The sequence below is a fragment of the Flavobacteriales bacterium genome, assembly GCA_016713875.1.
Taxonomy (GTDB): Bacteria; Bacteroidota; Bacteroidia; order Flavobacteriales_F; family PHOS-HE28; genus PHOS-HE28.
The window spans coordinates 653,208-679,932 of record JADJOI010000003.1; the positions used below are offsets into that span (position 1 = coordinate 653,208).

Below are 26,725 nucleotides of genomic sequence, written 5' to 3' on the forward strand. Positions count from 1 at the left end.
CGGTCGCTGATGACGAACTGCTCGCCGAGCGCTTCCTCACCCCCAAGGAGCGCGACCGGGTGCGGGCCGCCATCGCGGAGGCCGAGCGCGCCACCAGCGGCGAGCTGCGCGTGCACCTGGAGGACCGCTGCGAGGAGGATGTGCTGGACCATGCCGCCTTCATCTTCGATGAGCTGGGCATGCACCGCACGGCCGCGCGCAACGGTGTGCTCATCTACGTGAGCGTGGGCGACCACCGGCTGGCGGTGATCGGCGACGCCGGCATCCATGCGGTGGTGCCGACCAATTTCTGGAACGATGTGCTGGGCGTGCTGCGCCTGCACTTCGCCGCCGGCCGCCAGGCGGAGGGCCTGTGCGAGGCGGCCCGGATGGTGGGCGAAAAGCTGCGTGCCCATTTCCCCCGCCGCACTGACGACGGCAACGAACTGTCCGACGACATCAGCATCGGATGAGGCTTCGCGCGCTGCTCTTCGCCCCGGCCCTCTGCGCGGCGCTGCTCCCCCTCGGCGCGCAGGACGACCCCTGCCTGCCCAAGGCCCCGGCCCGGGCCGAGCAGGACCGGCTCGTGTTCCAACTGGCGCCCTTGCTGAGCGAAGGGGAGGAGGAGCGCCTGGACCGCAAGCTCACGCGCTTCGCCCAGGAGACCAGCAACCGGATCCTCGTGCTGGTGGTGGACACGCTCTGCGGCTACCCGGAGAGCGACTATGCCTTCGCCATCGGCGAGTCGTGGGGCATCGGGGCCAAGGGCTTCGACAACGGCGTGGTGGTGCTGATCAAGCCCACCGGTCCTCCCGGGCAGCGCAAGGTCTTCATCGCCACCGGCTACGGGCTCGAAGGCGCCATCCCCGACCTCACCTGCAAGCGCATCGTGGACAACGAGCTGATCCCCCGCTTCAAGCAGGGCGAGTACTACGCGGGGCTGGACAAGGCCACCGATGTGCTCATGGGCCTGGCCAAGGGCGAGTTCGACCATGCGAGCTACGACAAGCGCAAGGTGCCCTGGCCCGTGTTCGTCGTGCTGGCGCTGGTGCTCCTCGTGATCATCATGGGGTTGCGCAGCGGCGTGAAGCGCTATGCGCGCACCAACGACGTGGACTTCTGGACGGCGCTGTGGTTGATGAACCAGGCGAGCAAGCAGCACAGCGGACGCTGGGGTGGCTTCACCGGTGGCGGCGGCTGGCGGGGTGGTGGCGGTGGTTTCGGTGGGTTCGGTGGCGGCAGTTTCGGCGGTGGCGGTGCGGGCGGCAGCTGGTGAACCATGAGCTACTCCAAGTGGATCGCGGGTGGACTGGGCTGGGCCTTCGGAGGTCCCATCGGCGGGCTCGTGGGCTTTGCGGTGGGCGCGCTGGTGGACGGCATGCGGGGCGGCGACGCGCCCCCTGCGCCAGAACCCGGGCGGCCCCGCGTGCAGCAGCAGCGCGAGCGGGCCGGCGCCACCACGCAGGGCGACCTGGCGCTGAGCCTGGTGGTGCTCACCGCCGCCCTCATGAAGGTGGACGGCCGCGTCACGCGGGCCGAGCTCGACCTGGCCCGGGCCTTCTTCCGCAAGCACTTCGGCGAGCCCCAGGCCCAACAGCTGCTGCTGGTGTTGCGCGAGGTGCTCAAGCAGCACATCGACCTGCACGGCGTGTGCGACCAGGTGCGGCGCCACATGCCGCACGCCGCGCGCCTTCAGCTGATCCACTACCTGGTGGGCCTGGCCCATGCCGATGGGGCGGTGAGCCGCGCCGAGGTGGACCTCATCCGCCGCATCGCCCACCTGCTGAACGTGAGCGACAAGGACCTGGAGAGCATCAGCGCCATGTTCGGCCGCAGCGACCTGGGCCATGCCTACCGCATCCTGGAGGTGGATCCCGCGGCCAGTGACGACGAGGTGAAGAAGGCGTACCGGCGCATGGCCATGAAACACCACCCGGACAAGGTGGGCACCATGGGCGAGGAGGTGCAGCGCGCCGCCGCCGAGAAGTTCAAGAAGGTGCAGGAGGCCTGGGAGCGCATCCGCGGGGCGCGGGGCATCGCCTGAGCCGGTGGACCGCTCCGGCCGATCCGGCTATCTTCGGCATCGATCTTGCCCCCGACACGCACCATACCCGCATGAAGCACCTGATCGCCGCCGCCCTCTTCGCCGCCGGAACCCTTGGCGCCAGCGCCCAGAAACACGTGTACGAGGACCTGCTCGTGCTCTACGTGGATGAGAGCTACGAGAAATGCCTCGGCAAGGCCGAAGGCTATACGCTGAACGACAACACCAAGAAGGACCCCTTGCCCTACCTCTACATGAGCATGTGCCTGTACGAGATGAGCAAGATCGAGAAGTACCAGGCCGACTATCCGAAGGCCGCGCGCGATGCGGTGAAGTGGGCCGAGAAGTACCGCAAGAAGGACAAGAACAAGGAGTTCTTCGGCAACTACGAGGACTACTGGGCCGAGCTGAACAAGCTGAGCATGGAGCAGGGCGAGAACTTCTACGAGGAGGGCAGCTACAGCAAGGCCAAGTCGCTGTTCGATGGCATGGTGGGCTACTACCCGGAGAACCCCGGGGCGTGGATCATGCTCGCCCTCTGCCAGTACAAGAGCAACCTGGTGAAGGAGGGCGACCTCAGCATGAAGGAGTACGCCAAGGCGGCGTTGAACGCGGACACCGGTTCGTTGCCGGAGGACCAGAAGAAGCTGCTGAAGAACGCCCTGATCCGCTACTCGGAGTTCCTCAACACCAAGGGCATGCGCGACAGCGCCCGCACCACCATCGGACTGGGGAAGGAGCACTTCATGGAGGACCCCGATTTCAAGCTCCAGTACGACGAGCTCAACTGAGTGACGGAACGCCCCCCTTGCTCGTGGCACGGCCGAAGTGATCGGGGCTTAGGAGGGGGCTTGACGGGATGAACTCCCCTCCTGCGCGTGGAACGCTCCACGCGCCGAACAAGGAGGGGCAGGGGGAGGTAGCGGCTCAGGCACGCCCGGACCTTCTGCGGATCGAAACCACCCCGTGCCCCTCCCTGTGTACCCGCAGCGAGCGATCGCTGCTCAGGAGGGGACTTGATCGCATGAACTCCCCTCCTGCGCGTGGAATGCTCCACGCGCCGAACAAGGAGGGGCAGGGGGAGGTGGCAACTCAGTCACGCCGGAAAGCTCACGAAGTGGAAACCTCCCCGTGCCCCTCCTTGCGCGGAGCAGCGAGCGATCGCTGCTCAGGAGGGGACTTGATCGCATGAACTCCCCTCCTGCGCGTGGAATGCTCCACGCGCCGAACAAGGAGGGTCCGCCGTCGCTGTGCTATGGCGGACAAAGTTGGGGGAGGTGGCAACTCAGTCACGCCGGAAAGCTCACGAAGTGGAAACCTCCCCGTGCCCCTCCTTGCGCGGAGCAGCGAGCGATCGCTGCTCAGGAGGGGACTTGATCGCATGAACTCCCCTCCTGCGCGTGGAATGCTCCACGCGCCGAACAAGGAGGGGCAGGGGGAGGTGGCAACTCAGTCACGCCGGAAAGCTCACGAAGTGGAAACCTCCCCGTGCCCCTCCTTGCGCGGAGCAGCGAGCGATCGCTGCTCAGGAGGGGACTGATCGCATGAACTCCCCTCCTGCGCGTGGAATGCTCCACGCGCCGAACAAGGAGGGTCCGCCGTCGCTGTGCTATGGCGGACAAAGTTGGGGGAGGTGGCAACTCAGTCACGCCGGAAAGCTCACGAAGTGGAAACCTCCCCGTGCCCCTCCTTGCGCGGAGCAGCGAGCGATCGCTGCTCAGGAGGGGACTTGATCGCATGAACTCCCCTCCTGCGCGGGGAACGCTCCACGCGCCGAACAAGGAGGGGCAGGGGGAGGTAGCGGCTCAGGCACGCCTGGATCTTCTGCGGATCGAAACCACCCCGTACCCCTCCTTGTGCACCCGCAGCGAGTGATCGCTGCTCAGGAGGGGACTTGATCGCATGAACTCCCCTCCTGCGCGTGGAATGCTCCACGCGCCGAACAAGGAGGGTCCGCCGTCGCTGTGCTATGGCGGACAAAGTTGGGGGAGGTGGCAACTCAGTCACGCCGGAAAGCTCACGAAGTGGAAACCTCCCCGTGCCCCTCCTTGCGCGGAGCAGCGAGCGATCGCTGCTCAGGAGGGGACTTGATCGCATGAACTCCCCTCCTGCGCGTGGAATGCTCCACGCGCTGAACAAGGAGGGGCAGGGGGAGGTAGCGGCTCAGGCACGCCCGGATCTTCTGCGGATCGAAACCACCCCGTACCCCTCCTTATGCACCCGCAGCGAGTGATCGGGGCTCAGGAGGGGTCTTGACGGGATGAACTCCCCTCCTGCGCGTGGAACGCTCCACGCGCCGAACAAGGAGGGGCAGGGGGAGGTAGCGGCTCAGGCACGCCCGGATCTTCTGCGAATCGAAACCACCCCGGGCCCCTCCCTGTGTACCCGCAGCGAGCGATCGCTGCTCAGGAGGGGGCTTGACGGGATGAACTCCCCTCCTGCGCGTGGAACGCTCCACGCGCCGAACAAGGAGGGGCAGGGGGAGGTAGCGGCTCAGGCACGCCCGGATCTTCTGCGGATCGAAACCACCCCGGGCCCCTCCCTGTGTACCCGCAGCGAGCGATCGCTGCTCAGGAGGGGGCTTGACGGGATGAACTCCCCTCCTGCGCGGGGAACGCTCCACGCGCCGAACAAGGAGGGGCAGGGGGAGGTAGCGGCTCAGGCACGCCCGGACCTTCTGCGGATCGAAACCACCCCGTACCCCTCCTTACGCACCCGCAGCGAGCGATCGCTGCTCAGCAGGGGGCTCGATCGCGTGCCCCCCAAAAGCAACGAAGCCTCCCGAAGGAGGCTTCGCGCAAGCGGTCGATCCGGCTTAGCGGGCGAGGGGCAGCTTGTAGGTGCGGCCCTGGTCGGCGGTCAGGAGGCGGACGAGGATGACCCCACCGGCGACATGGTCCACCGGGATCCGTTCGCGGGTGCTGCTCATGCGCGCGCGGCGCTCGGCCACCACACGGCCTGCCCCATCGAGCACGGTGATCACCACCTCATCGGCGCGCTGCTGCTGCAGGTCCACCACCACATGCTGGTCATCCAGCCACACACGGGCCAGGTCATCGGCCACCGGAGCGATGCCGGTGTTCACGTCCACCACCACCTCCTGGGTGCTCACGGCGGTGCAGCCATCGAGCGTCACCGTCAGGGTCACGGTATACACGCCCGGCACGGTGTAGGTGTGGGTGGGTTCGGTGTCCGTGCTGCCGGTGCCGTCGCCGAAGTCCCAGTTCACCTGCGCCCCCCAGGTGCTCAGGTTGAAGAACTCCACGGGCTCACCGGTGAAGGTGCTGGTGGTGCTGGGCAGGAAGGCGGCGTTGGGCCCGTTGCCGGTGGCCACGGTGGCTTGCAGCGGAGCAGTGGTGCAGCCATTCGCATCGGTCACCGTCACGGTGTAGGTACCGGCGGCGACGTTGGCGATGTCCTCGCTGGTGGCGCCGTTGTCCCAGGCGAAGGTGTAGGGGCCGGTGCCGCCCATCACGGTGAGGTCCACGGCGCCGTCGGTGGTGGCGGCGCAGGCGGTGCCGGTGGCGGTGAGCGCGACGTCGAGCAGGGCGGGCTCATCGATGCGGAAGGCGTGGGTGAGGTCGCCGCAGCCGGCCTGGCTGCTCACCGTCACCAGGTAGTCGCCGGCGGGCAGCTGGGCGATCTGCCCGGCGCCGTTCACCTGCGTCTGGCTCAGCAGCACGGTGCCGCCGTCGGTGGCCCAGGTGTAGTCCCAGGGACCCAGGCCGGCGCCCAGCGCGCTGGCGTTGCCGTTGGCCGCACCCTGGCAGGTGACGTCGGTGGCGGTGTGCTGCACCGGCGCGCTGGCATGCACCACGAAGCGGGCGGGGAGCACCGGATCGTTCGCATCGGCGGTGAAGGTGTAGGTGGCGCCTTCAGTGAGGGCCGTGCTCTGCCCGGTCTGGAGGTCCTCCAACACCAGGCAGGTCTGGCCCATGATGCCCAACGCGTCGTGCACACGCAGTGTGTAGCTGCCGGTGACGCCCACGTCGATGGGCACCTCGATGCTGGTGGCGCCGGTGAGCGGGCCCCAGGCGTTGAGCGTCATGTCCTGGCCGTCGCTGGTGCGCGTCATCACCTGCGGGGCCTCGGGGTGGCTGAAGGTGAACTTGACGAGGTCGTGCGTGTCGCCGCTGGTGGGGCCGCCGGTACCGAAGTGCACCAAGGTCTCGTCGAAGAAGGCGTTCATCGCGTTGCTCAGCTCCAGGCGGAACATCGGAGCGGCGCCCTGCTGGCTGCCACCGAAGAGGCCGCCGCCGTTCAGGTCGAGCACCTTGTCGGTCTCCTCCACGGTGACGACGGGGGCGGCGGTGTTGGCCTTCACCCAGAAGCCTTGGAAGCTCTGGATGTTGCCGTTGAGCGAGCCTCCGGGGATGCTGACGCCGAGGCCTTCATCCCACGCGGCGTTGTTGCCGCTCACCGGGTCGAACACATAGTAGAAGTTGTCCACGTTGGTGAGGGCCAGCAGGCTGAAGTCGATGGGGCTGGGCACCGGGTTGCCCACCAGGTTCCAGCCGTCCACCAGGGCGTTGCCCGTGTTGGTGTACGTCACCGGCAGGTTCAGCGGGGTGAGCGCGTTGCGCACGCCGCTCCGCAGGTCGATGGTGAAGGGGCTGGTGGTCACCAGGCCGGTGCCGCTCCAGGCCGCGAAGCCCTGGCCCATGGCCATCACCATGTTGTCGCCCGTGGCGCCGATGAGGCCGTCGATCAGGGCGGCACCACCGTTCGTTTCATCGTAGGTGCGGATGCTCGGCCACAGGATGTTGCTGCCGGGGGGATCGTCGAAGAGCGGGAAGTGGCTGCCCGGGTAGCCGGCCGTGATGAAGTCGTCCTCCAGGCTGCTCAGCTGGTTGTTGTTGGTGGGCGCGCTGATCAAGCGCCAGTTGGTGACCCCGCCGGGCACGTAGCGCTCCATGTCCACCTGACCGGTGAAGCTGGGGCCGGCGCTCATCGGACCGATGCGGCCGGTGCCGGTGGCATCGCTGTGCAGTTCCAGCACACGGGCCGGGTTGCCGATGTTGTTGGCGTTGAAGGTGCCGCCGTTGGTCATGTCCAGTGTGCGGCGGATGCGCAGCAGGCTGCTCGTGAGGGTCACATCGGCGTTGTTGGCCGTGACATCATACAGGTCGTAGGTGCCGCTGCCGCTCATCGTCACCGCGCCGGGGTTGCGGAAGGTGACCGCGCCGGTGCCGATGGTGAAGCTGTTGTTGTTGGTGAGGGCCGTGCCGTAGTGCTCCAGGTTGGTGGTGCCCATCACCACGCTGCCGCCTGCCTCCACATCGAGGTCGTACACCGTCCAGGTGGCGCCGGTGGCCGTCACGGTGTGGCCGTTCTGTACCACGCCGGTGGCGTTCAGGTCGAAAGTGACGGCCGTGGCTGTTCCAGTGCGGGTGGTGCTCCAGGTGGCGGTCGTCTGGTCGCCGTTGGCGCGGGTGTAGTAGATGGGACGGCAGAGATCGCCGCGGACTTCCACATCCTCCAGGGCCCACACCTCGTTCGCCGAGTTGTTCAGCGCGATCGCGCGGAAGGCCACCGTGTTCGTGCCGCCAGGGATATTGATCTGGATGAAGGTGTACCCGTCGGTGGTGCGTGCGCCGCCACCGGCCGGAGCCAAGCTCACGGGCGTACCGGCCGTGGTGCTGGCCGTTCCCGTGCCCGTGCTGTAACCCCAATGGGCGTTGCCGTTCCCGGCCACGGTGATGTCCGCCGTGCCTGGGAATCCTCCGCTGTTGAGGTCCACGAAGAACTGCACATTGTCACCTGCATCAGCACCGTTCCCACCTCCTCCAACGGAGAGGCTGGACATCCTGGCGCGGATCACCACGTTCGAGTAGGCGCTCACGTTCACCGTACCCAGGTCCAAGGTCACGTTGCCGTTGTTCACCTGCCAGCTCTGGGTGCCGCTCAGGATGCGCTGGTTGACGGGGACGTCGGTGCCTCCGGTCGCGGCGCTGATGTTGCCTGCCCCGGCGCTGATCGCCCACGTGTCGCTGCCCAGGCCATCAAAGGCCTGGCGGGCGATCAGCTGGTTGGTGACGAGCTCATTGTCCGTCAGCGTCAGGTTGAAGGAGGAGGGGCTGCCCGCGGTGGCGCTGTTGCCGCCGGCCACGTTCTGGAGTTGGAAGGTGAAGACCTCGTCGCCGTCGCAGGCGCCGTTGTCCGTCAAGGTCACCGTCACCGTCTGGTTGGCGCTGCTGCCGGCGGGGAAGGTCACCGTCTGCGTGGTGTAGTTGCCGATGCGGCTGGCGGTGCCGGCCGTCAGCACCACGTCTGCCGTGGTGGCGTTGATGGCGTCGGGGTTGGTGATGCTCACCGTCAGCGTCGTGCTCACCCCGGTCTCGCTCACCGAGGCCGAGGAACCCGTGAACTGTACGGTGGTGGTGGTGCAGGCGCTCGGCACGTAGAAGTTGTCGAAGCGGGCATTGTCGGTGCCGCTGGTGGCGTGGTTCCACAAGCAACCAATGTTCGGTGCGCTCACGCCGGTATATGTGGCGTCGACAGTAGACCCGCCACTTGTTGCTGCCACAAGTGGATCACCAAAAGGGCCTGCTGCCCCGTTGTCCGTGTAGAAAAGCTGCCATCCATCGGTCAGAGGGTTATACACGACCCGCACATCCAAGTAGTTGTTGGTGACGTTCGGCCCGGTGATGATGGTCGTTAGATTCGAGTTCGCGTCAAGTCCACCCGTGTACCGCACAAGCCTCAACGGGTCAGGAGTGCCTGTATTTCCAAGCACAACGGCATAGCCGTCACCCAACGTGAAGTCGGCATTCGTGCCCGCTATGACCACGGCCACTCCGTAGTTGCCTGCATCGAAGCCCGAAGGAGCCGTGCGGGACTGACGCATGTTGAACGCCCACGTCATGTTGCATGTGTTGTTCGTCAGCGTCGTGTTGTACGTCCCGGGGGTCGTCTGGGCGACGAAATCCCGGCCTGAGGTCGTACCTCCCATCAGCAGCTCGTTGCTGGAGACCTGGCAACTGCTCGTGCCACTGCTCTCTGTCTCGGTCCACCCGCCGCCCACCGTGGTGTTGTTGGCGCGGTTGAAGTTGTCCACCAGCACCTGCGCGGCCAATGGTCCGGCGAGCAAAGTGGACAAAGAGGTGAACAAGAGGGAACGGAGAGTAGCGTAACGCTGGGCCATGGGGCGTTGGGTTGGGCGTAAGGGCACTGGGCCGGAGGGTTTTCCGGACCGTGCAAACCTACCAAAAGCCCCCGCGCGGCCAAGGGGTGTGTGGGGGCGACTTATCAACGTCCGTCCGGCGATGGTGCGGGGCAACCTACCGGGTGCCGGGTCGTCTACCGAGCATGCGTGCGCGCTACTTCGCTTCCGTGCTGATCACGGGGTTCCTCTGGGCCCCGCTGCACGCCCAGATCACCACGGTGTTCACGGAGACCTTCGAGACCAACGGCCAGTACAGCCTTTCGCCGGACTGGGTGTGGGACGGCAACGCGCCGGTGGCCCGTCCCGCGTGCACCGGGGGGGGATGGTCCGCGAAGAAGGACGTGCACGGGCCCAACGACACCTTCTGGGGGGGCTTCGGTGCGCGCTGGATGTTCCATCCGCTGCCGGTGGACCCGCTGGCCCTGTACGACGTCAGCCTGCAGGCCGAACTGGTGGGGCCCTGGGGCGACTCGGTGAGCGTGTACGCGATGGTGTTGTGGTGGGACACCCTACAGGGCAACCCCTGGCTGGGCGGGGGCGGCGACTTCACCCATGTCTTCGGCTGCACCCCGGCGGGCCAGGGGTTCTACCTACCGCCGGCCGGGCCGCCCGGAAGCCAGCTCGGTGTCCTGATCTACGCGTTCACGTGGAGCAACGTGCAGATGGCCATCGACCAGGTGGTGGTGCGCAAGAAACCGTGGAAGGCGCAGTTCTCGGGCTCGATGATGCTGGCGGGGCCCTACGATCCCCTGACGCAGACCATGAGCGACGCGCTGCGGCAGCAGGGGCTCATCCCGCTCACCGAGCCCTACAGCGCGCTCGGCTGGCCGCAGGCCAGCGGCGGGGGCGGGGAGACCACGACCACCGCCGTGCTGAACGCGCAGTACGCCGGTGGTCGCGTGGTGGACTGGGTGCGGTTGGAGCTGCGGAAATTCAACGACCCCACCGTGCTGATGGCCACGCGGCAGGCGCTGCTGTTGCAGAACGGGTCGGTGATCACCGGGGCCGGCAGCCCATCGGTGCTTTTCGACATCGCGCCGGGCAACTACTACGTGGCGGTGCGCCACCGCAACCACTTGGCGGCCATGACGGCCTCGTCCTACACGGTGACCTATCCCGGCGGCGGGATCTGGACCTATCCGTTCGACCTGGTGAACTGGCCGACGTACGGCAGCAACGCGCGGCAGATCCAGGGCAACAAGGCGCTGCTCTGGCCTGGGAACGCGAACCCCGACGGTGCGCTCAAGTATGCGGGAAGCGCCAACGACCGCGATCGGATGCTGGTGGCCGTGGGGGGCAATACGCCCACGAACACCATCACGGGATATCACCTAGAGGATGTGAACCTGGACGGCGTGGTGAAGTACACCGGCGCTGTGAACGACCGCGATCGCCTGTTGCTGGCCCTTCCGGGTCAGGTGCCCACGGCCACACGGGTGCAGCAGCTGCCCTGAGCCTGCGGCCGAGGCCGCAGGAGCAAGCCGGCCGCGCCCTTTACGCGGTTGAAGGTGGCAGCCTGCGCAGCAGCAGGAAGCCGATGCCCCCGGCCAGTAATGAGGCCAGCAGGATGCCGAGCTTGGCCTCTTCCCGCAGAAGTGGATCGGTGAAGGCCAGTTCGTTCACGAAGAGGGACATGGTGAAGCCGATGCCGGCCAGAAAACCCATGCCCACCAGGTGCGCCCGGGAGATGCCGGTCCCCAGGCGCCCCACGCCGAGGCGCACCAGCAACAGCACCATGAGCACGATGCCCAGGGGTTTGCCCAACGCCAGGCCGATGCCCACACCGAGGGCCACGGGCGAGGTGAGGGCCCCGAGCGGATCGTCGGGCAGTTCCACCCCGGCGTTGGCCAGGGCGAAGAGCGGCATCACGCCGAAGGCGACCAGCGGATGCAGGGCCTTCTCCAGGCGCTGGAGCGGGGTGGCGGCCCGTTCGCAGTCGGCCTCGATGTGCCGGATCACTTCCAGCTGGTCTTCGCTGAGGGTGGGCTTGCCGTTGGGCTCCAGGTCGGCGAAGGCGGCGATGTGCCTTTTGATGCGGGCCACGAAGGCGGGCTCGTCCATGCGCGTTTCGGCCGGGATGGTGAAGGCCGCGAGCACACCGGCGATGGTGGCGTGGATGCCGCTGAGCAGGAAGGCGGTCCACATGCCGGCGATGCCGAACACCGCATAGAACCAGGGGTTGCGCACGCCCAGGCGGTTGCCGCCCCACAGCACGGCCAGGAAGGCCATGCCGATCAACAGGTTGTCCAGGCTCAGTTCGCTGGTGTAGAAGAAGGCGATGACGAGCACGGCGCCCAGGTCGTCGGCGATGGCCAGGGTGGTGAGGAAGACCTTGAGGCTCGTGGGCACGCGGTCGCCCAGCAGGCTCATCACGCCCACCGCGAACGCGATGTCCGTGGCCATGGGGATGCCCCATCCGGCGTGTGCGTCGCCGCTGTGGTTGAAGGCCAGGTAGAGCGCAGCGGGCACCAGCATGCCACCGAGCCCGGCGGCCACCGGCAGCAGGGCATCGCGCGGGCGGCTGAGCTCGCCGCCCACCACCTCGCGCTTCAGTTCCAGTCCGACCACGAAAAAGAAGAGGGCCATCAGACCGTCGTTGATCCAGTGGTGCAGGGTGCCGCGCAGCGTCAGCTCGTCGAAGGTGAGCGTGACGGTGTGCTCCCAGAGGTGGTGATATCCCTCCTTCCAGGGGCCATTGGCCCAGACCAGAGCGACCACCGCCGAAGCGAACAGCAGGATGCCCCCGGTGCTCTGGTGGTGCAGGAAGTCCGCGAAGGCGCGGCGGCGACGGGAGCCGGCTTCCAGATGCATGGGCGGGGTCAGCGGTACTGGCGGTGCTTGTGCTTGCGGCGCGTGTGGCGGCGCTGGAGGTACACGCCCACCAGGACGAGGGCGAGGACGGCGAAAAGGGGCCAGAGGAGTCGCATGACCACGGCGTGTTGAACGGCCAAGATAGGCCACGCACCACCCATCAGGCGACCACGCGCACCGGCCGCTTGCGCAGGATCAGCAGCACCAGCAGCGGCAACAGCAGCAGTTCGCTGAGCAGGGCCACGCCGAGGGTGATGCTGATGAGCAGGCCCATGTAGTGCACGCTGGCGAAGTCGGAGGCGATGAGGGTGATGAAGCCGGCGCAGAGCATCAGGCTCATCACGATCACGGCCTTGCCGCCGCTGAGGTAGGTGCGCTTCATGGCGTAGGGCAGCCCACGCCCCTTGGCCAGCTCGATCCGCAGCTTGCCCAGCAGGTGGATGGTGTCGTCCACCGCGATGCCGAAGGCGTTGCTGAAGATGATGGCGGTGCTCACCTTGAGGTCGATGCCCACCAGGCCCATGAGGCCGGCGATGAACACCATGGGCAGCACGTTCGGCAGCAGGGCGATGAGCACCATGCGCGGTTCACGGAACAGGAAGGTCATGATGGCGGCGATGAGCAGGAAGCTGATGCCGAGGCTCAGCAGCATCTGTTCGCTGAGCCGTTCGTTGTTGCGGTCGATCAGGAAGGCCATGCCGGTCTGGTGGAAGTCCACTGCCGGAGCAGGTCCCAGTCCCTTCACCAGGCCGTCGAGCGCGGCGTTCTTCAGGCGGTGGGCGGCGCCGCCCTCGTCCACCATGCGACCGCTCATGCGGCCCGTGAGGCCATCGGCGGAGGCGATGGTGGCCAGCCCCTGGCGGCCCAGGAGGGTACGGGCCAGACGCGCGGCGCGCTGGGTGTCGGCCGGGTCGTCCGGCAGGCGGTACCACGCTGGGTCGCCGCCGTTCAGGGCCATGTTGGCCGCACGCACCACCGTCACCGGGCTGGTGATGTGGCGCACGCCGTAGGTGCGTTCCAGGTGGTCCTGCACGATGGCCGTGCGGTGCAGCACCGCGGGATCCCAAACGCTCAGTGCCGTGTCGCGCACGGCGATCTCCAGGTCGAAGGGGCGCACCCCGCCGAACTGCCGCTCGAACCAAAGAAAACCCTGCTTCTGTGGGTCGCTGTCGGGCAGGTCCTCCAGCAGGAAGTTGTTCACCGTGATGCGCGGGATCAGCAAAGCGCAGCAAAGGGTGACAGCGCCCGCACCGAGCAGGATGGCGCGCCGCCGCCCGAGCACCGTCTGCAGCAGGGCATGCACCACCCGGTCCCATAGCGAGGCCCGCACGGTGCGCTCGGCGGGCACAGGTGTGGGCAGCAACAGCAATACGGCAGGCAGAAGGGTGAAGGCCAGTGCATAGGCCAGGAAGACGCCCATGGCCGTGAACAACCCGAACTCGCTCATGGGTCGGATCCCGCTCGTGACCAGCGTGGCGTATCCGATGGCCGTGGTGAGCATGGTGATGAAGGTGCTAAGGCCCACCTCATCGAAGGTGATGGCAAGGGCGCGGGACTTCGGATGCCCGTCGCGCAGGGCCTCGATATAGCGCTCGATGATGTGCACGGAATCGCTCATGCCGACCACGAACAGGATGGTGGGCAGCAGCATCGTGAGGATGCTGAGCGGCTTACCGAAGGCGGTCATGAGCGCTACCTGCCAGAGCACCGTGAGGGCCACGACGCTGATGGGGGCGATCACGCCCCAGGTGGTGCGGAACGCAATGGACAGGAAGATGACCAGCAGCACGGCCGAGGCCAGCATGAAGGTGATGAGCTCACGCGTCATCAGTCCGATGTAATGTCGTTGGCCATGGATACGCCCGGCGATCCTCACCTCGGGCAGGCCGCTGGCGTCCACGGCGGCCTCGATGCGGTTGAGGAGGCTGTCGCTGCGGGCCTTGCTGAGGCCCTGCTCGGTATGCATCACGAGCAGCAGCGCATCACCCCGGTCGTTCACCAGTGGGCGGGCCACGGGGTCCAGGCGCAGGCGGGTGCTGTCCGCGGCCAGCGTGCTGTCGTGGTCGAGGCGCAGCACGGGCACCTCGAACACCCCGGCCGGCGTCCAGCGCGGCATGCTGAGGCGGGTGGGCGACACCACGCGGCGTACATCGGGCAGGGTGGCCAGGCGGCCGGCGAGGCTGTCGGCGCGCCGCAGCACGTGGAGGTCGAACACCGACGGCCGGTGGCCGATGCCGAAGAGCACGTATTCGTTGTCGTGCCCGAAGCGGTCCCGGAAGGCCAGGTAGCGGTCCAGTTCGGGGTCGTCCGTGGGGAAGAACTTCTCGAAGTCGTAGTCGACGCGGACGTGGCGCAGGGCGAGGAGCGCCGGCACGGTGAGCAGCACCAGCAGCGCGAGCGCCAGGCGGGCGTTGCGGCGCGTGAGCAGCCGTTCGATGCGGTGGAGCCGCCGCTGGCGCCGGTCCATGAACAGGGGGCTGGGGATGGGGTGCGGCAAAGGTGGGGGCTGGCCGCATTCGGTGCGGCTACCTTTGGAGGCCGATGGACAACAGGTTGGTGCGCGCCCTTGTTCTGATGCTCGGGCTGGGGACGGCGGCGGTGGCCTCGGCGGGCAAGCTGGAGAAGGCGTTCGAGGCGCTGAAGGTGTACAACTACTTCCTGGCCCGGCAGCTCTTCCAAGGCCGGCTGGCCAAGGAACCGGCGGCGGCCTGGTACGGGTTGAGCGTGATCGCCGGTCGGGCGGACAACCCGTTCCATCAACCGGATTCGGCCTACACGTACCTGGTGCGCGCCGAGGCGGCCTTCGCGTTGAGCGACGAGCGCACGCGGGAGCGGATCAAGCCGCTGGGGGTCGACACGGAGGCGCTGGCCGCTCAGCGCGCCTTTCTTCACGGGCTGGCGTGGGACCTGGCCCGGTCCACCAACACCCTGGAGGGCTATGGCCGGTTCCTCGATCGGTATCCCACCGCCCAGCAGGCCGCCGATGCTCGAGCGGTGCGCGATCACCTGGCTTTCCAACAGGCCCGTGAGCGCAACACGGCGTCGGCCTACCGCGCGTTCCTGGACGCCTATCCGGGTGCGCGGCAGGTGTACGAGGCGCGTGGGCGGCTGGAGGAGGCCGTGTTCCGCGAGGCCACCGCGGACAGCAGCATCGGCTCCTACACCCTGTTCATCGAGGAGCACGGCGAGAGCGCGTATGTGAAGCAGGCCGAGGACGCGGTCTACCGGCTGAGCACACCGCGCCGCACGCGCGACGAGCTGCGCCGGTTCATCGCTGCATTCCCGAAGAACCACCGCGTGCCCGATGCCTGGCGCGAGCTGTACGCCACGTACGCCCGTGACCTGGACGCCGCGGCCATCACACGCTTCCTGCAGGAGAACCCGGACTACCCCTTCATCCAGGAACTGAGCGAGGACTACCGCGTGGCCAGCCTGGTGTTGCTGCCCTTCCGCCGCGATGGTCTCTGGGGATTCATCGATGAGCAGGGCATGGAGCGCATCAAGGCCGAGTATGAGTGGGTGGAGCCCTTCCACAACGGGCAGGCGTTGGTGGGCCGGGCGGGGCGCACGGGCACGGTGAACAAGAGCGGTGAGGAGGTGATCCCCGTGGAGCACGATGATGTGTCCGAATACAGCGAAGGCCTGGCGGTGGTGGAGCGCGCGGGCAAGGTGGGGGTGATGGACCGCACCGGCACGCTGGTGGTGCCCATGCGGTTCGAGGAGGTGGGCGAGCACCACGAAGGGCTCGCGTACGCCGCCCTGGACGGGCGCTACGGCTACATCGATGCGCGGGGCCATACGGCCATCCCCTTCTCCTTCGATCGGGCGGGCACCTTCCACAATGGCCTGGCAGTGGTGGAGCGGGATGGTCGAAGCGGCGCTGTCGATATGCGCGGCCAGGTGGTGGTGCCCTTCGTCCACGACTGGATCGAGGGCTTCGACCGCGGGGTCTCGCGCGTGCGTCGCGATGGGCGCATGGGCCTCATCGGGCCGTTCGGCGACACGGTGCTGGCCCCGGTGCACGCACACGTCGGCAGCTTCGTCGGCGGGCCCGCTTTGGTGGTCGATGGCGACCGTTGCGGCTATGTGGACAGGCCAGGACGGTGGGTGGTGGCCCAGGAGCTCGAGGCCGCTGAGGGTGTCATCAGCTGGGGTGAGTTCCGCGACGGTGTCGCCGAGGTGCAGGTGAAAGGCAAGCGCGGGGCCATCGACACCACAGGACGTTCCATCATTCCCGCGCTGTACGTGGACGTGGGCGCGTATGCCGGCGGCCTCATCGCCGTGAAGAAGAAGACCAAGTGGGCGTACGCGGACCGCTCGCACAAGCTGGTGACGGAGGCGAAGTACGATCAGGCCTGGCCGCTGGTGCAGGGCTTGGGGCGTGTAGTGGTGGAGAACCGCTGGGGCGCGATCGACAGCGCGGGCCGTGAGGTGATCCCGCCACGCTACGAGGCGCTGACCGATGCCGTGCACGGGATGCTGGTGGCCCGGGAGGGTGGCCGCAGCGGCGCGGTGAGCGGAAAGGGCGCGGTGCTCGTCCCCTTCGAGTTCGAGCAGGTCGAACCCCTCGCCGCCGACCTGGTGCGTGTGGAACGCGCGGGTCGCATGGCCTACTTCAAACCGTCAGCCGGGCGGATGATCTGGAAGGAGGAGGGCTTCGACGTACCGGCGTCACCGCAGTAGCGTCACGTGCCCGGTGAGGCGTTCCTGCCGCACGCCGTCGCTGCTCATCGCCTTGTAGCGCAGCACCCAGGGATACACGCCGTCCGGCGCAGGCAGGCCGCTCACAGTGCCGTCCCACGAAAGGTCGTCGAGCTCGCGTGTGATGATGCGTTCGCCCCAACGGTCGAAGATGTCCAGGGTCACCTGCACCAGGTGGCCTGTCACGCTCGGGACGAACACGTCGTTCATGCCGTCGTTGTCGGGCGTAAAGGCGTTGGGCACATAGATGTAGGGACCGCAGTCGCTGATGATCACGCGCACGCTGTCGGTGACGCTGCCGCAGGCGCCTTCCACGGAGGCCCAGTAGAGGCCGGGTCCGTTCACTGCGATCGAATGACCTTCGGCACCCGTGCTCCACAGCACGGTACCTGACGCCAGCGCTTCGAGCACCACCTGCTGGCCCTCGCAGGCCTCCACATCGCGGCCCAGCTCAAGCGACGGAACAGGCTCGGTGCTCACGGTGATGCTCTCGGCGAAGGGGCAGCCCTGGAAGGTGGCGGAAAGGGTGTATGTGCCGGGCTGCGTGGCCCAAAGCGTATCCGTGGTGGCCCCGGTGGACCAGGAAAGGCCGGTCAGGCCCGAAGGTGCCACGAGGACCAGCGTGTCGTCGGCGCAAAGCACGGCATCGTCGCCAAGGGTGTTCTGCGGAACCGCCACCACGCTCACCTGCGCGGCGTCCTGCCGGGCGCATCCGCCCAGGCTCGCCGTTACGACGACGGTGCCGGCGGTGCTGGTGGACCAGCTGGGGTTGGAGCTTCCATCCGGCCAACTGATCGTGGCGCCCGGCACGTTCACGGAGAAGGTGTGGACCTCTCCCGGGCAGAGCGTGACGTTCGGGCCGAGCTCCAGGGCGCTGAGGTCGATGAAGGTGGCGGTGATGGTGTCACTGGCCGAGCAGCCGTTGGCCGTTGCGGCGATCCAGTAGGTGCCGGATGTGTTCACGGTCAGCGAGGGCTGCGTGCTGCCGGTGCTCCACAACACCGAGGCAGAGCCCACGGACGGTGCCAGCACCAACGATCCCCCAAGGCAGAGGCTGGTGTCCAGGCCGAGCTCCACGTTGGGCAAGGGCACCACCGTGAGCGTCATGGCATCGGTGTTCATGCAGCCGTTCTGGAGGACGGCCACCGAGTAAGTGCCGGTCGTGGTCGCGCTGTAGGTGGGGCCCGTGCTGCCGTCCTGCCACTGATAGGTCGCACCGGGAAGGGTGGCGTCCAGGCTGACCACCGCGCCGGCACAGAGCGTCTGGTCGGGTCCGAGGTCCACCGCCGGCAAGGGGATCACGGTGATCACCGCAGCGTCGCTGGCGGCGCAGGGCCCGAGCGTCACCGTCACGGACACGGTGGTCGCCGAAGTGGTGGTGAAGGTGGGCGCGGTGGAACCATCGTGCCACAGGTAGCTCGCGCCGGGCGTGGTGGCGTCGAAGGTGGTCGGTGTGCCGTCGCAAAGGGTGAGGTCGGGGCCCAGGTCGACCGCTGGGGTGGGCAGAAAGGTGAGGGTGATGGTATCGCTCACCGAGCAGGAGCCCTGCGACACCTGCACCCAGTAGAGGCCGCTCGCAGTGGCTGGCAGGGTGGGAGCGGAGGTTCCGTCGCTCCAGAGGTAGGTGGCGCCGGGCAGGGTGGCATCGAGCACCAACGTGCTGCCTGAGCAGAGGGTGGCATCGGGCCCAAGGTCCACCGCGGAAGGGGTGGCGATCAGCACGTCGATCGCATCCTGGGCAGTGCATCCATTGGCGCCGGTCACCGTGGCGCTGTACGTGCCTGTCGCGGCCGTGGTGTAGGTCCAGCCGGTGGAACCATCCTGCCAGACGATGCTGGCGCCTGAACCGGTGAGGTCCAAGGTGATCAGCTCACCCGGGCACAGCGTGGTGTCGTTGCCGAGGTCCACCGTCGGGGCGTTGATGGCGTTCACCGTGAGGGCATCATTCGCGGAGCAACTGCCGATGCTAACGGTGACGGCCACGGCACCGGGGCCGATGGCGGTGAAGGTGGGGCCGGTGCTGCCGTCGTGCCACAGGTAGGTGGCTCCCGGCGTGGTGGCGTCCACGAGCGTTGTGGCGCCGGGGCACAGGTCGATATCGGCACCAAGGTTCACCACGGGAGCGGGCGCCACGGTGAGCACGAAGTCGTCCGCCGCACTGCAGCCATTGGCGGTGGCGGTCACTGAATAGATGCCGGCCGTGTTGACGGTCCGTGTGGCGCCGGTGCTGGCATCGTCCCACAGGTAGGTGCAGCCTGTGCAGGTGGCGTCGAGCACCAGTTGGTCACCGGCGCAGATGCTCTGGTCCGGGCCGAGGTCGACCGTCGGCGCGGGGCTCATCACCACCTGGACGGCATCCGAGCCGCTGCAGCCGTTGACGGTGATGGTGCAGCTCACGGCACCCGCGCCGGTCGCCGTGTAGGTGGTGGCCGTGCTGCCGTCGTGCCACAGGTAGGCGGCACCGGGCGTGGACGCATCGATCACCGCCTGATCACCGGGACACAGGGTGAGGTCCGGCCCGAGGTTCAGCACCGGGTTCGCGATCACGGAAACGGTCGCCGCATCGCTGGCGGTGCATCCGTTCACGGTGACGTCCACGCTGTAGGTGCCGGCGATGTTGACCGCGCGCGTGGCTGTGGTACTGCCGTTGTCCCAGAGGTAGGTGGCGCCGGGGGTGGTGGCGTCAAGCGTCACTTGATCACCGGCGCAGAGGGTCACGTCCGGACCGATGTTGACCGCGGGCAACGGGTTCACCACCACATCGACCGCATCACTTCCGGCGCAGCCGTTGACCGTGACGTCCACGCTGTAGGTGCCGGCGGTGTTGATCGTGCGCGTGGCGCTGGTACTGCCGTTGTCCCAGAGGTAGGTGGCACCGGGCGTGGTGGCATCGAGGGTCAGCTGGTCGCCCGCACAGAGCGCGACGTCCGGACCGATGTTGACCACGGGCAAGGGGTTCACCACCACATCGACCGCATCACTTCCGGTGCAGCCGTTGACGGTGACGTCCACGCTGTAGGTGCCTGACGCGTTCACCGTGCGTGTGGCGTTGGTGCTGCCATTGTCCCACAGGTAGGTCGCACCGGTTGTGGTCGCGTCGAGGGTGATCTGATCACCGGCGCACAAGGTCACGTCCGCGCCGAGGTTCACATTGAGCGCATTGCTCACGATGACATTGACGGCGTCACTGGCGGTGCATCCGTTCACGGTCACATCCACGCTGTAGGTGCCGGCGGCGTTCACGGTCCGGGTGGCGGCCGTGCTGCCGTTGTCCCACAGGTAGGTAGCGCCGGCCGTGGTGGCGTCCAGCAGGGCCTGCGTGCCTGGGCAGAGCGTCAGGTCCGGGCCGAGGTCGACGGTGGGCAGCGGGTTCACGAGCACATCGATCGCGTCAGTGGCTGTGCATCCGTTCAAGGTGACGTCCACGCTGTAGGTACTGGCGGTGCTGACGGTGCGGGTGGCGCTGGTGCTGCCGTTGTCCCAGAGGTAGGTGGCGCCTGCGGTGGTCGCATCGAGGGTGACCTGATCACCGGCGCAGAGGGTCACGTCCGGGCCGAGGTTGACCGTCGGCAGGGGGTTCACGAGCACATCGATCGCGTCACTGGCCGCGCATCCGTTCACGGTGACGTCCACGCTGTAGGTGCCGACGGCGTTGGCCGCGCGGGTGGCGCCGGTGCTGCCATTGTCCCAGAGGTAGGTGGCGCCGGCGGTGGTCGCATCGAGGGTGACCTGATCACCGGCGCAGAGGGTCACGTCCGGGCCGAGGTTGACCGTCGGCAGCGGGTTCACGAGCACATCGATCGCGTCACTGGCCAAGCATCCGTTCACGGTGAAGTCCACGCTGTAGGTGCCGGCGGCGTTGACGATACGGGTGGCGCCGGTGCTGCCATTGTCCCAGAGGTAGGTGGCGCCGGCGGTGGTCGCATCGAGGGTGACCTGATCACCGGCGCAAAGGGTCACGTCCGGGCCGAGGTTGACTGTCGGCAGCGGGTTCACGAGCACATCGATCGCGTCACTGGCTGTGCATCCGTTCACGGTGACGTCCACGCTGTAGGTGCCGGCAGCGCTGACGGTGCGGGTGGCGCCGGTGCTACCATTGTCCCAGAGGTAGGTGGCACCGGCGGTGGTCGCATCGAGGGTGACCTGATCACCGGCGCAGAGGGTCACGTCCGGGCCTAGGTTGACCGTCGGCAGCGGGTTCACGAGCACATCGATCGCGTCACTGGCCGTGCATCCGTTCACGGTGACGTCCACGCTGTAGGTGCCGGCGGCGCTGACGGTGCGGGTGGCGCCGGTGCTGCCATTATCCCAGAGGTAGGTGCCTCCGGGCGTTGTGGCGTCGAGCGTGATCTGGTCGCCTGCGCAGAGGGTCAGGTCCGGGCCGAGGGTGACCGTCGGCAGCGGGTTCACGAGCACATCGACCGCATCGCTGGCGGTGCATCCGTTCACAGTGACGTCCACGCTGTAGGTGCCGCTGGCGCTCACCGTGCGGGTGGCGTTGGTGCTGCCGTTGTCCCACAGGTAGGTGGCACCGGCCGTGGTGGCGTCCAAGGTGACCTGGTCCCCAGCACAAAGCGTCACGTCCGGCCCGAGGTTGACTGTCGGCAGCGGGTTCACCAGCACGTCGACCGCATCGCTATTGCTGCAGCCGTTCACGGTGACGGTGACGCTGTAGGTGCCAATGGCGCTCACCGTACGTGTGGCGTTGGTGCTGCCGTTATCCCACAGGTAGGTGGCACCGGGTGCGGTGGCATCGAGCATCACTTGATCCCCGGCGCAAAGCGTCACGTTCGGCCCAAGGTTGACCACGGGCAACGGGGTCACGTTCACCACGACGGTATCGCGCAGGTTCACCGTGCCGCTCAGGCTGATGTCATCGATGCCGAAGTCATTGCCCACGGCCCAGTTGGAGATGACCCGCAGGCCCAGGTCGATCGCGGTCTGGTTGGGTCCGGTGGTGATGGTGGTGGTGTAGGTGTTCCAGACCGCTTGCGCAGCGGGGGCGGTCCATTGGGCCATGGAGGTGGACCAGTCGGTGATCAGCTCCACGGTGGCCGGACCCTGGTTGGCCAGGTTCATCATTCTGAAGCTGAACGTATAGGTCTGGCCGGGACAGACCGTCACGCCCTGGCTCCAGAAGTACCACCATTGCTGGGGGAAGCCGGCGTTCACCATCAGGAAGTTGCCGTTGCCGGTGCCCTGTAGCTGGGGGTGGTGGTTGTTGGCGTTGGTGCCTACGAAGTAGCGGCCTTCGCCCTGGAGGTCGCTGTTGTTCGCGAACTGGGACCAGAAACCCAAATTGCCGCTGTTGAAATCGCCGTTGTTCACGCGGTTGCCGGAAGGGTAGCTCACCTGCCCCCAGTACGTGCCGGCGATACCCGTGGTGAGGCTCTGGCCAGCGGCCCCGGTGCTCCAGAGGTAGGTGGAATAGCCGGCCGGCAGGGTGAAGGTGGCGGTCTGTCCGGCGCACACGGTGGCGTCCGGCCCCAGGGAGATGGAACACGTGGGCTGGGCCCACGCCGGTGCATGGACCATCCAGGCGACGGCCAGGGTCGCAAGGGTGGTATGGGTGCGCATGGGGCTCAGGTCGCGCGCTGGGTCAAATTTCGGACCATCCGCTGGAATTCAGCATGAGGGGCGTCTGAAGCTATTCACCGGGCGATGAACACCCGGTTGACGCCTTCCAAGGTCAGTTCCTCGACGGCCTTGAACCGAAGACGTAATCCGAGGCCGATCCGTTCGCTGCGGAGGCGTGACATTTCGTCATGGGGGATCGTGTTCACCACAAGTAGCCCTGTGCGGGCCGTCAGGCGGCGGAGGTCGTCCAGGAACGGATCCTCGTCCGCAGAGGCGGGGACATCGAGTTCCACGAACAGGTCGACCACGACCAGCGCAAAGGGCTCGTCCCTGCATTCCCGGGCCCAGGCGAAGGCATCGGCCTCCTCCAGGATCACCCGGCTCCGATCGAACGGCCGGCGTTGCGTGCCGGCCAATTTGAGCATCAACGGTTCGCCCTCGACCCCGACGATGCGGACCGGATGATGCAGCTCATGGTGAAGGATGCTCGCTACGCTACCCGCGCCGAAGCCGAGGACGAGGGCCCTGTCCGGCCCCTGACCAGGGGGCAACACATGGCCGAGCACCTGCTGCCAGAGACGATGGAGGCTGCCCCAGCTCTGGTTGGCGTGCCGGCTGTTCACCACGGGCCGGCCCATCTCGTAGGTGAGCTCCAACGGCTGGTACCGCCCGGCCCATCGGTTCACGCGCACGGGCCAGATGAGGCTGAGCAGTCGCCACAGGGCATCGGTCATCCGGCAAAGATGCCGCAGGGGGAGCCGTACTTTCGCGCGCCGTTCCGCCATCGATGACCAGCATCACCCGCTATAAGCTGCGCAAGCTGCTGAAGTATGCCTTGGTGAGCCTCGGGGTGGCCTGGGTGCTCAACCTGTTCAGTGGTCGTGCCTGGCCGGATTACCTGGGTGCCTGGTTCCTGCTGGGCCTGTGGACAGGTGTGCTGGAGGAGTTCCTGTTCGGGCGCCGGTTCCGCAGTCTGGTGGTGCCGTTGCAGTTCCTGGGCAAGGTGCTGGCGGTGAACCTGCTCACCATCGGGCTGCTGGCCGTGGGCTGGGCCTTCGACCGCCAGGCTGACCTGCCCGGAGGGACCGCCGAGATGGGGCACATGGGACAGTTGTTGTGGACCAACCAGTTCCTGCAACTGGTGGTGCAGGTGGTGGTGGTGACCTCACTGGCCATCCTGGTGGTGCAAGTGGAGGAGCTGATGGGCCGGAGGATGTTCCTGGGTTTCCTGCTCGGACGGTACGAGAGGCCGAAGCCCGAGGAACGCATCATGCTCAGCATCGACCTTGCCGGCAGTACGGCCTTGGCCGAGAAGCTGGGTGACCTCAAGTACTTCCGCCTGCTGAACCGCACCTATTCGCTGATGACCGATGCGGTGCTGCGCAATGAGGCGGAGATCCATAAGTACGTCGGGGACGAGGTCATCTTCACCTGGCCGATGCACGTGGGCACCCGGGGGCTGAACTGCCTGGACCTCTACTTCGACATCGAGGAGCGCATCCGCACGCATGCCGGAGAGCTTGAGAGCGAGTTCGGCGTGGTGCCGCGCTACAGGGCCGCAGTGCATGGGGGGCGGGTGATCAGTGCCCAGATCGGCCACATCAAACGGGCGATCGAGTTCAGTGGCGATGTGATGAACGCCGTGAGCCGCATGCTCGGCCTCTGCAAGGACCTCAACGCTGGTCTGCTCGTCAGCGCCGAACTGCTCGGTCGCCTGGAGGACGTGGACGATCGATTCACCATCGGTCCGCTGCAGGTGGTGCCGGTGAAGGGCCGCCGTCGCGAAGTCCATGTGCACGCCGTGTCCCGCATCCGCAAGGCATGAGCGCGCCGGACGTTGGCATCGGTGAACGCGTTCGGACGTGCTTGTTCGCCTTTGGTCTGATCATCGTGTCGCTTCCCCCCACGCGTTCCTCGGCTCAAGGGGTGGCGCCCTTTGTGACCCCCTCCGGCAGGTTCGTGCTCTTCGATCAGGGGCGCTTCCAAGACCTGGCCACGGAGGCCCCCCGCGATGTGGTGGTGGCCGAGGACAAGGTGGTCTATGTGACCGCCACGGGCGAATTGAAGTTGGTTCAGAACGGCAGCGCTCACACGATGCAAGCGACACCGCCCGAGAAGGTGCGGAGCGCAGGGCGCCTTATCGCTTACGCGGGCGGGGGCGAGTTGAAACTGGCCGAGCCCACGCGGCCGCGCGAGCTGTCGGCAGCGGTGGGCCGCTTCATCGTGCGGGACAGCCTGGTGCTGTTCCATGACCGCACGGATGGCACGGTGAACGTGCACTGGAAGGGGCGCACCTTTCCCCTGGCCGGCCTTCCGGACACGCTGGATGTACCGGAGTCATGGGTGGGTTCCAACACCGCGGTGCTGTTCGACCGGGCGGCGCGCACGGCCTACCGCTTCCATGGCGGGGCATTGGAGCCCTTGGTGGACAGCACCGATGCGGTGACGGTGGCCGCTGGAGGCGACCTCATCGGCTTCAGCGACGACCGTTCGCGCAGCCTGCACGTGTGGTACAAGGGGCGCATCATCGCATTGGAGCCGCTTGTTCCGCAGGGCATGCAGGCGGGGGAGGGCCTTCTGGCCTATGTGAGCGGTGGCGGGTCGTTCAAGTGCTGGAGCGAGGGTCGCGTGCACGCGCTCCTGGACCATGCGCCGACCGCATGGATGGTGCGGGACAGCGTGCTGGTGGTGGTGGACGCGGGCACCTTGAAGGTGTTCCATGATGGCGCCCTCCAGGTGGTGGAGCGCTACGTACCCGAGCAATGGGTGGTGCAGGGCGGCGTGCTCACCTACCTCGACCTCAACCGCGAGGTGCGGCGGTATGAGCACGGTCTGCGGACCGCGGTGAGCCGTGAGGCCGGGGTCACTCGCTTCGATGTGTTCGGCGACACGGTGGTATACCCGGGTGACGACGGGTCGATGAAGGTGTGGTGGCGCGGCGAGACCTACACGCGCTACTGAGCCTCTGCGCTGGCCGCGTGTCGCTTGGATCCGGTCGTCCGTTCGACCGGTACCAAGGTCCACAAGCTGACCTCATCCCGTTTGCCGCGGAGGGCGATCTCTCCGATGGGCCGGGCCTCGTAGAGCTGTTCGGGCAGGCGCAGCACATCCAGCAGGTCCTTGCTGAGGAGGATCTCCACCCCGTAGGTGTTGCAGCTGTTCTGGATGCGGGCGGCGGTGTTGACCACGTCGCCGCTGAAGATCCGCTCCTTCTTCACCAGGCCCACCTCGCCGGTGGTGACCTCGCCGTAGTGGAAGCCCGCCTTGAACTGAGGCACCAGGCCGAAGCGCTGGCGGTAGTGGTCTGCCCTTTCGGCGAGTTTGCGTTGGATCCCGAAGAAACAGCGGATGCAACGATGGTCCTTGAGCCCTTTCCGCAGCGGCCAGCTCACGCTCACCTCGTCGCCCACATACTGATACACCTCGCCGCCGGTGTACACGAGCGGGTCCGTGATGTCCGCGTAGACGTCGTTGAGCAGCTCGAAATAGCGCACATGCCCCAGCTTCTCGGCAATGGCGGTGCTGCTGCGCATATCCAGGAACATGAAGATCCGGAGCTCCTGATGGGGCTTGTCGTAGCGGCCGGCCAGGTAGTTCAAGGCTCCGCTCCCGTACTGGTCCGTCAGGCGGACGGCCAGCATGGTGGCGGCCATAAGCAGCGCCCAATAGAGATATTGCCCCAGGAAAGTGAGGGATAGCAGGTCGTTGGCCCGTGGCGGGTCGGCGAGCGCATTCCAGGATGAGCGGAGGCCCGCCAGAACGATGAGCACAAGCAGGGTCATGATCCCGACGGCAGGCAGGTAGGCGAGGTGTCGCAGACGATCGCGCAACAGGAAGATGTAGATGCCGCCGCCGAGCAAGCCGCCGAGGAGCGCACGCCAGACGTGTTGACCAAGCTCGTCGGCCACCCCTGCAGGTACACCGTATTCGCGGAGCACGGCGGTCTCCACGAATGCCGCGACAATGCCTACAGCGACCCACGCGCCGGTGATCCGCAACACCCGCCTGCTGCGCAGTGCCGTGCGATCGATGCGATCGGAGGACGTGGACATCATGACGACAAAGGTAGCGGCGGACGCAGGGGTCATTCCGCTCCTCCTCGGCCCGTGCGGGGACGCTCGAGCACGTAGTACCAGAGCACGCAACTCATGCCCAGTGCGAACAGGACGATCGCCGGTGTGCGCAGCCGATCGTCGAAGAAGAACTCGCCCACCATCCATGTGCTGTTGGCGCTGATCCAGAACACGGTCGCCAAGGCGTGCGCGCGTTCGTAGGCCTCATGCCGGTGCTTCCAAGCGATGAAGACGGCCACGGCGATGGTGGGCAGCACCATGGCGGTGGCCGGCACACCAAGGTCCATGGCCCAGCAGGTGTCCTTCACCAACCAGAGCACGATGTGGAAGTTCTCGCCCGAGCGGACGTCGAGCAGGTGGCGGGCCATGGTGAGA

The 26,725-nt window shown here is 67.0% G+C and carries 15 protein-coding genes; 8 read left to right on the forward strand and 7 right to left on the reverse strand.

Annotation, left to right across the window (positions count from 1 at the left end):
• Positions 1-17: 17 nt before the first annotated feature.
• From IPJ87_04245 to IPJ87_04260, 4 genes are all read left to right on the forward strand, one after another.
• Entirely contained in the window at positions 18-452 is a 435-nt protein-coding gene (locus IPJ87_04245; protein ID MBK7941076.1) for a TPM domain-containing protein, read from the forward strand.
• A complete protein-coding gene (locus tag IPJ87_04250; GenBank protein ID MBK7941077.1) occupies positions 449-1,255 on the forward strand; it encodes a TPM domain-containing protein in 807 nt (268 codons plus the stop codon). Before IPJ87_04245 ends, IPJ87_04250 begins: the two co-directional genes overlap by 4 nt.
• A gap of 3 nt (positions 1,256-1,258) precedes the next feature.
• A complete protein-coding gene (locus IPJ87_04255; protein MBK7941078.1) occupies positions 1,259-2,023 on the forward strand; it encodes a TerB family tellurite resistance protein in 765 nt (254 codons plus the stop codon).
• Positions 2,024-2,094: 71 nt separating this feature from the next.
• The gene (locus IPJ87_04260) at positions 2,095-2,814 is read left to right on the forward strand and encodes a hypothetical protein (GenBank protein MBK7941079.1); all 720 of its coding nucleotides are present in this window, start codon (positions 2,095-2,097) and stop codon (positions 2,812-2,814) included.
• Between the two features lie 2,024 nt (positions 2,815-4,838).
• On the opposite strand, the gene IPJ87_04265 is transcribed toward IPJ87_04260, so the two are convergent.
• On the reverse strand, positions 4,839-9,167 hold the full coding sequence (locus IPJ87_04265) for a PKD domain-containing protein (protein MBK7941080.1): 4,329 nt from the start codon (positions 9,165-9,167) through the stop codon (positions 4,839-4,841).
• Between the two features lie 164 nt (positions 9,168-9,331).
• Here IPJ87_04265 and IPJ87_04270 point away from each other — a divergent pair, with 164 nt between their 5' ends.
• The gene (locus tag IPJ87_04270) at positions 9,332-10,642 is read left to right on the forward strand and encodes a hypothetical protein (protein MBK7941081.1); all 1,311 of its coding nucleotides are present in this window, start codon (positions 9,332-9,334) and stop codon (positions 10,640-10,642) included.
• 40 nt (positions 10,643-10,682) lie between these two features.
• Here the strand turns inward: IPJ87_04270 and nhaA are convergent, their stop codons facing one another.
• Together nhaA and IPJ87_04280 are read right to left on the reverse strand one after the other, a co-directional pair.
• The gene (gene nhaA / locus IPJ87_04275; protein MBK7941082.1) at positions 10,683-11,999 is read right to left on the reverse strand and encodes a Na+/H+ antiporter NhaA; all 1,317 of its coding nucleotides are present in this window, start codon (positions 11,997-11,999) and stop codon (positions 10,683-10,685) included.
• 160 nt (positions 12,000-12,159) lie between these two features.
• The gene (locus IPJ87_04280) at positions 12,160-14,466 is read right to left on the reverse strand and encodes an MMPL family transporter (protein ID MBK7941083.1); all 2,307 of its coding nucleotides are present in this window, start codon (positions 14,464-14,466) and stop codon (positions 12,160-12,162) included.
• A 74-nt stretch (positions 14,467-14,540) separates the two neighbouring features.
• Between IPJ87_04280 and IPJ87_04285 the strand changes: the two genes are divergently transcribed.
• A complete protein-coding gene (locus tag IPJ87_04285; protein MBK7941084.1) occupies positions 14,541-16,682 on the forward strand; it encodes a WG repeat-containing protein in 2,142 nt (713 codons plus the stop codon).
• Here IPJ87_04285 and IPJ87_04290 read toward each other — a convergent pair.
• Together IPJ87_04290 and IPJ87_04295 are read right to left on the reverse strand one after the other, a co-directional pair.
• Positions 16,671-22,277 (reverse strand): gliding motility-associated C-terminal domain-containing protein, encoded by a 5,607-nt coding sequence (locus tag IPJ87_04290; protein MBK7941085.1) that lies wholly within the window; start codon positions 22,275-22,277, stop codon positions 16,671-16,673. The genes IPJ87_04285 and IPJ87_04290 overlap by 12 nt on opposite strands.
• A 74-nt stretch (positions 22,278-22,351) precedes the next feature.
• Positions 22,352-23,011 (reverse strand): hypothetical protein, encoded by a 660-nt coding sequence (locus IPJ87_04295; protein ID MBK7941086.1) that lies wholly within the window; start codon positions 23,009-23,011, stop codon positions 22,352-22,354.
• Between the two features lie 53 nt (positions 23,012-23,064).
• Here IPJ87_04295 and IPJ87_04300 point away from each other — a divergent pair, with 53 nt between their 5' ends.
• The gene (locus tag IPJ87_04300; GenBank protein MBK7941087.1) at positions 23,065-24,102 is read left to right on the forward strand and encodes an adenylate/guanylate cyclase domain-containing protein; all 1,038 of its coding nucleotides are present in this window, start codon (positions 23,065-23,067) and stop codon (positions 24,100-24,102) included.
• A 65-nt stretch (positions 24,103-24,167) separates the two neighbouring features.
• The gene (locus IPJ87_04305; GenBank protein MBK7941088.1) at positions 24,168-25,238 is read left to right on the forward strand and encodes a hypothetical protein; all 1,071 of its coding nucleotides are present in this window, start codon (positions 24,168-24,170) and stop codon (positions 25,236-25,238) included.
• Here IPJ87_04305 and IPJ87_04310 read toward each other — a convergent pair.
• Together IPJ87_04310 and IPJ87_04315 are read right to left on the reverse strand one after the other, a co-directional pair.
• Complete coding sequence (locus tag IPJ87_04310) at positions 25,232-26,332, reverse strand: adenylate/guanylate cyclase domain-containing protein (protein MBK7941089.1); 1,101 nt, start codon at positions 26,330-26,332, stop codon at positions 25,232-25,234. The genes IPJ87_04305 and IPJ87_04310 overlap by 7 nt on opposite strands.
• Positions 26,333-26,361: 29 nt before the next feature.
• Positions 26,362-26,718: a hypothetical protein gene (locus tag IPJ87_04315; GenBank protein MBK7941090.1), complete on the reverse strand. Its 357-nt coding sequence runs from the start codon at positions 26,716-26,718 to the stop codon at positions 26,362-26,364.
• Positions 26,719-26,725 lie beyond the last annotated feature (7 nt).

Bases quoted from the DNA above. Each gene is read 5' to 3' on its own strand.
- IPJ87_04270 (MBK7941081.1), top strand. From the start codon at position 9,332: ATGCGTGCGCGCTACTTCGCTTCCGTGCTGATCACGGGGTTCCTCTGG.
- IPJ87_04310 (MBK7941089.1), bottom strand. From the start codon at position 26,332: ATGATGTCCACGTCCTCCGATCGCATCGATCGCACGGCACTGCGCAGC.
- IPJ87_04265 (MBK7941080.1), bottom strand. From the start codon at position 9,167: ATGGCCCAGCGTTACGCTACTCTCCGTTCCCTCTTGTTCACCTCTTTG.
- nhaA (MBK7941082.1), bottom strand. From the start codon at position 11,999: ATGCATCTGGAAGCCGGCTCCCGTCGCCGCCGCGCCTTCGCGGACTTC.
- IPJ87_04295 (MBK7941086.1), bottom strand. From the start codon at position 23,011: ATGACCGATGCCCTGTGGCGACTGCTCAGCCTCATCTGGCCCGTGCGC.
- IPJ87_04250 (MBK7941077.1), top strand. From the start codon at position 449: ATGAGGCTTCGCGCGCTGCTCTTCGCCCCGGCCCTCTGCGCGGCGCTG.
- IPJ87_04260 (MBK7941079.1), top strand. From the start codon at position 2,095: ATGAAGCACCTGATCGCCGCCGCCCTCTTCGCCGCCGGAACCCTTGGC.
- IPJ87_04315 (MBK7941090.1), bottom strand. From the start codon at position 26,718: ATGGCCCGCCACCTGCTCGACGTCCGCTCGGGCGAGAACTTCCACATC.
- IPJ87_04290 (MBK7941085.1), bottom strand. From the start codon at position 22,277: ATGCGCACCCATACCACCCTTGCGACCCTGGCCGTCGCCTGGATGGTC.
- IPJ87_04300 (MBK7941087.1), top strand. From the start codon at position 23,065: ATGACCAGCATCACCCGCTATAAGCTGCGCAAGCTGCTGAAGTATGCC.
- IPJ87_04255 (MBK7941078.1), top strand. From the start codon at position 1,259: ATGAGCTACTCCAAGTGGATCGCGGGTGGACTGGGCTGGGCCTTCGGA.
- IPJ87_04285 (MBK7941084.1), top strand. From the start codon at position 14,541: ATGGACAACAGGTTGGTGCGCGCCCTTGTTCTGATGCTCGGGCTGGGG.
- IPJ87_04280 (MBK7941083.1), bottom strand. From the start codon at position 14,466: ATGGACCGGCGCCAGCGGCGGCTCCACCGCATCGAACGGCTGCTCACG.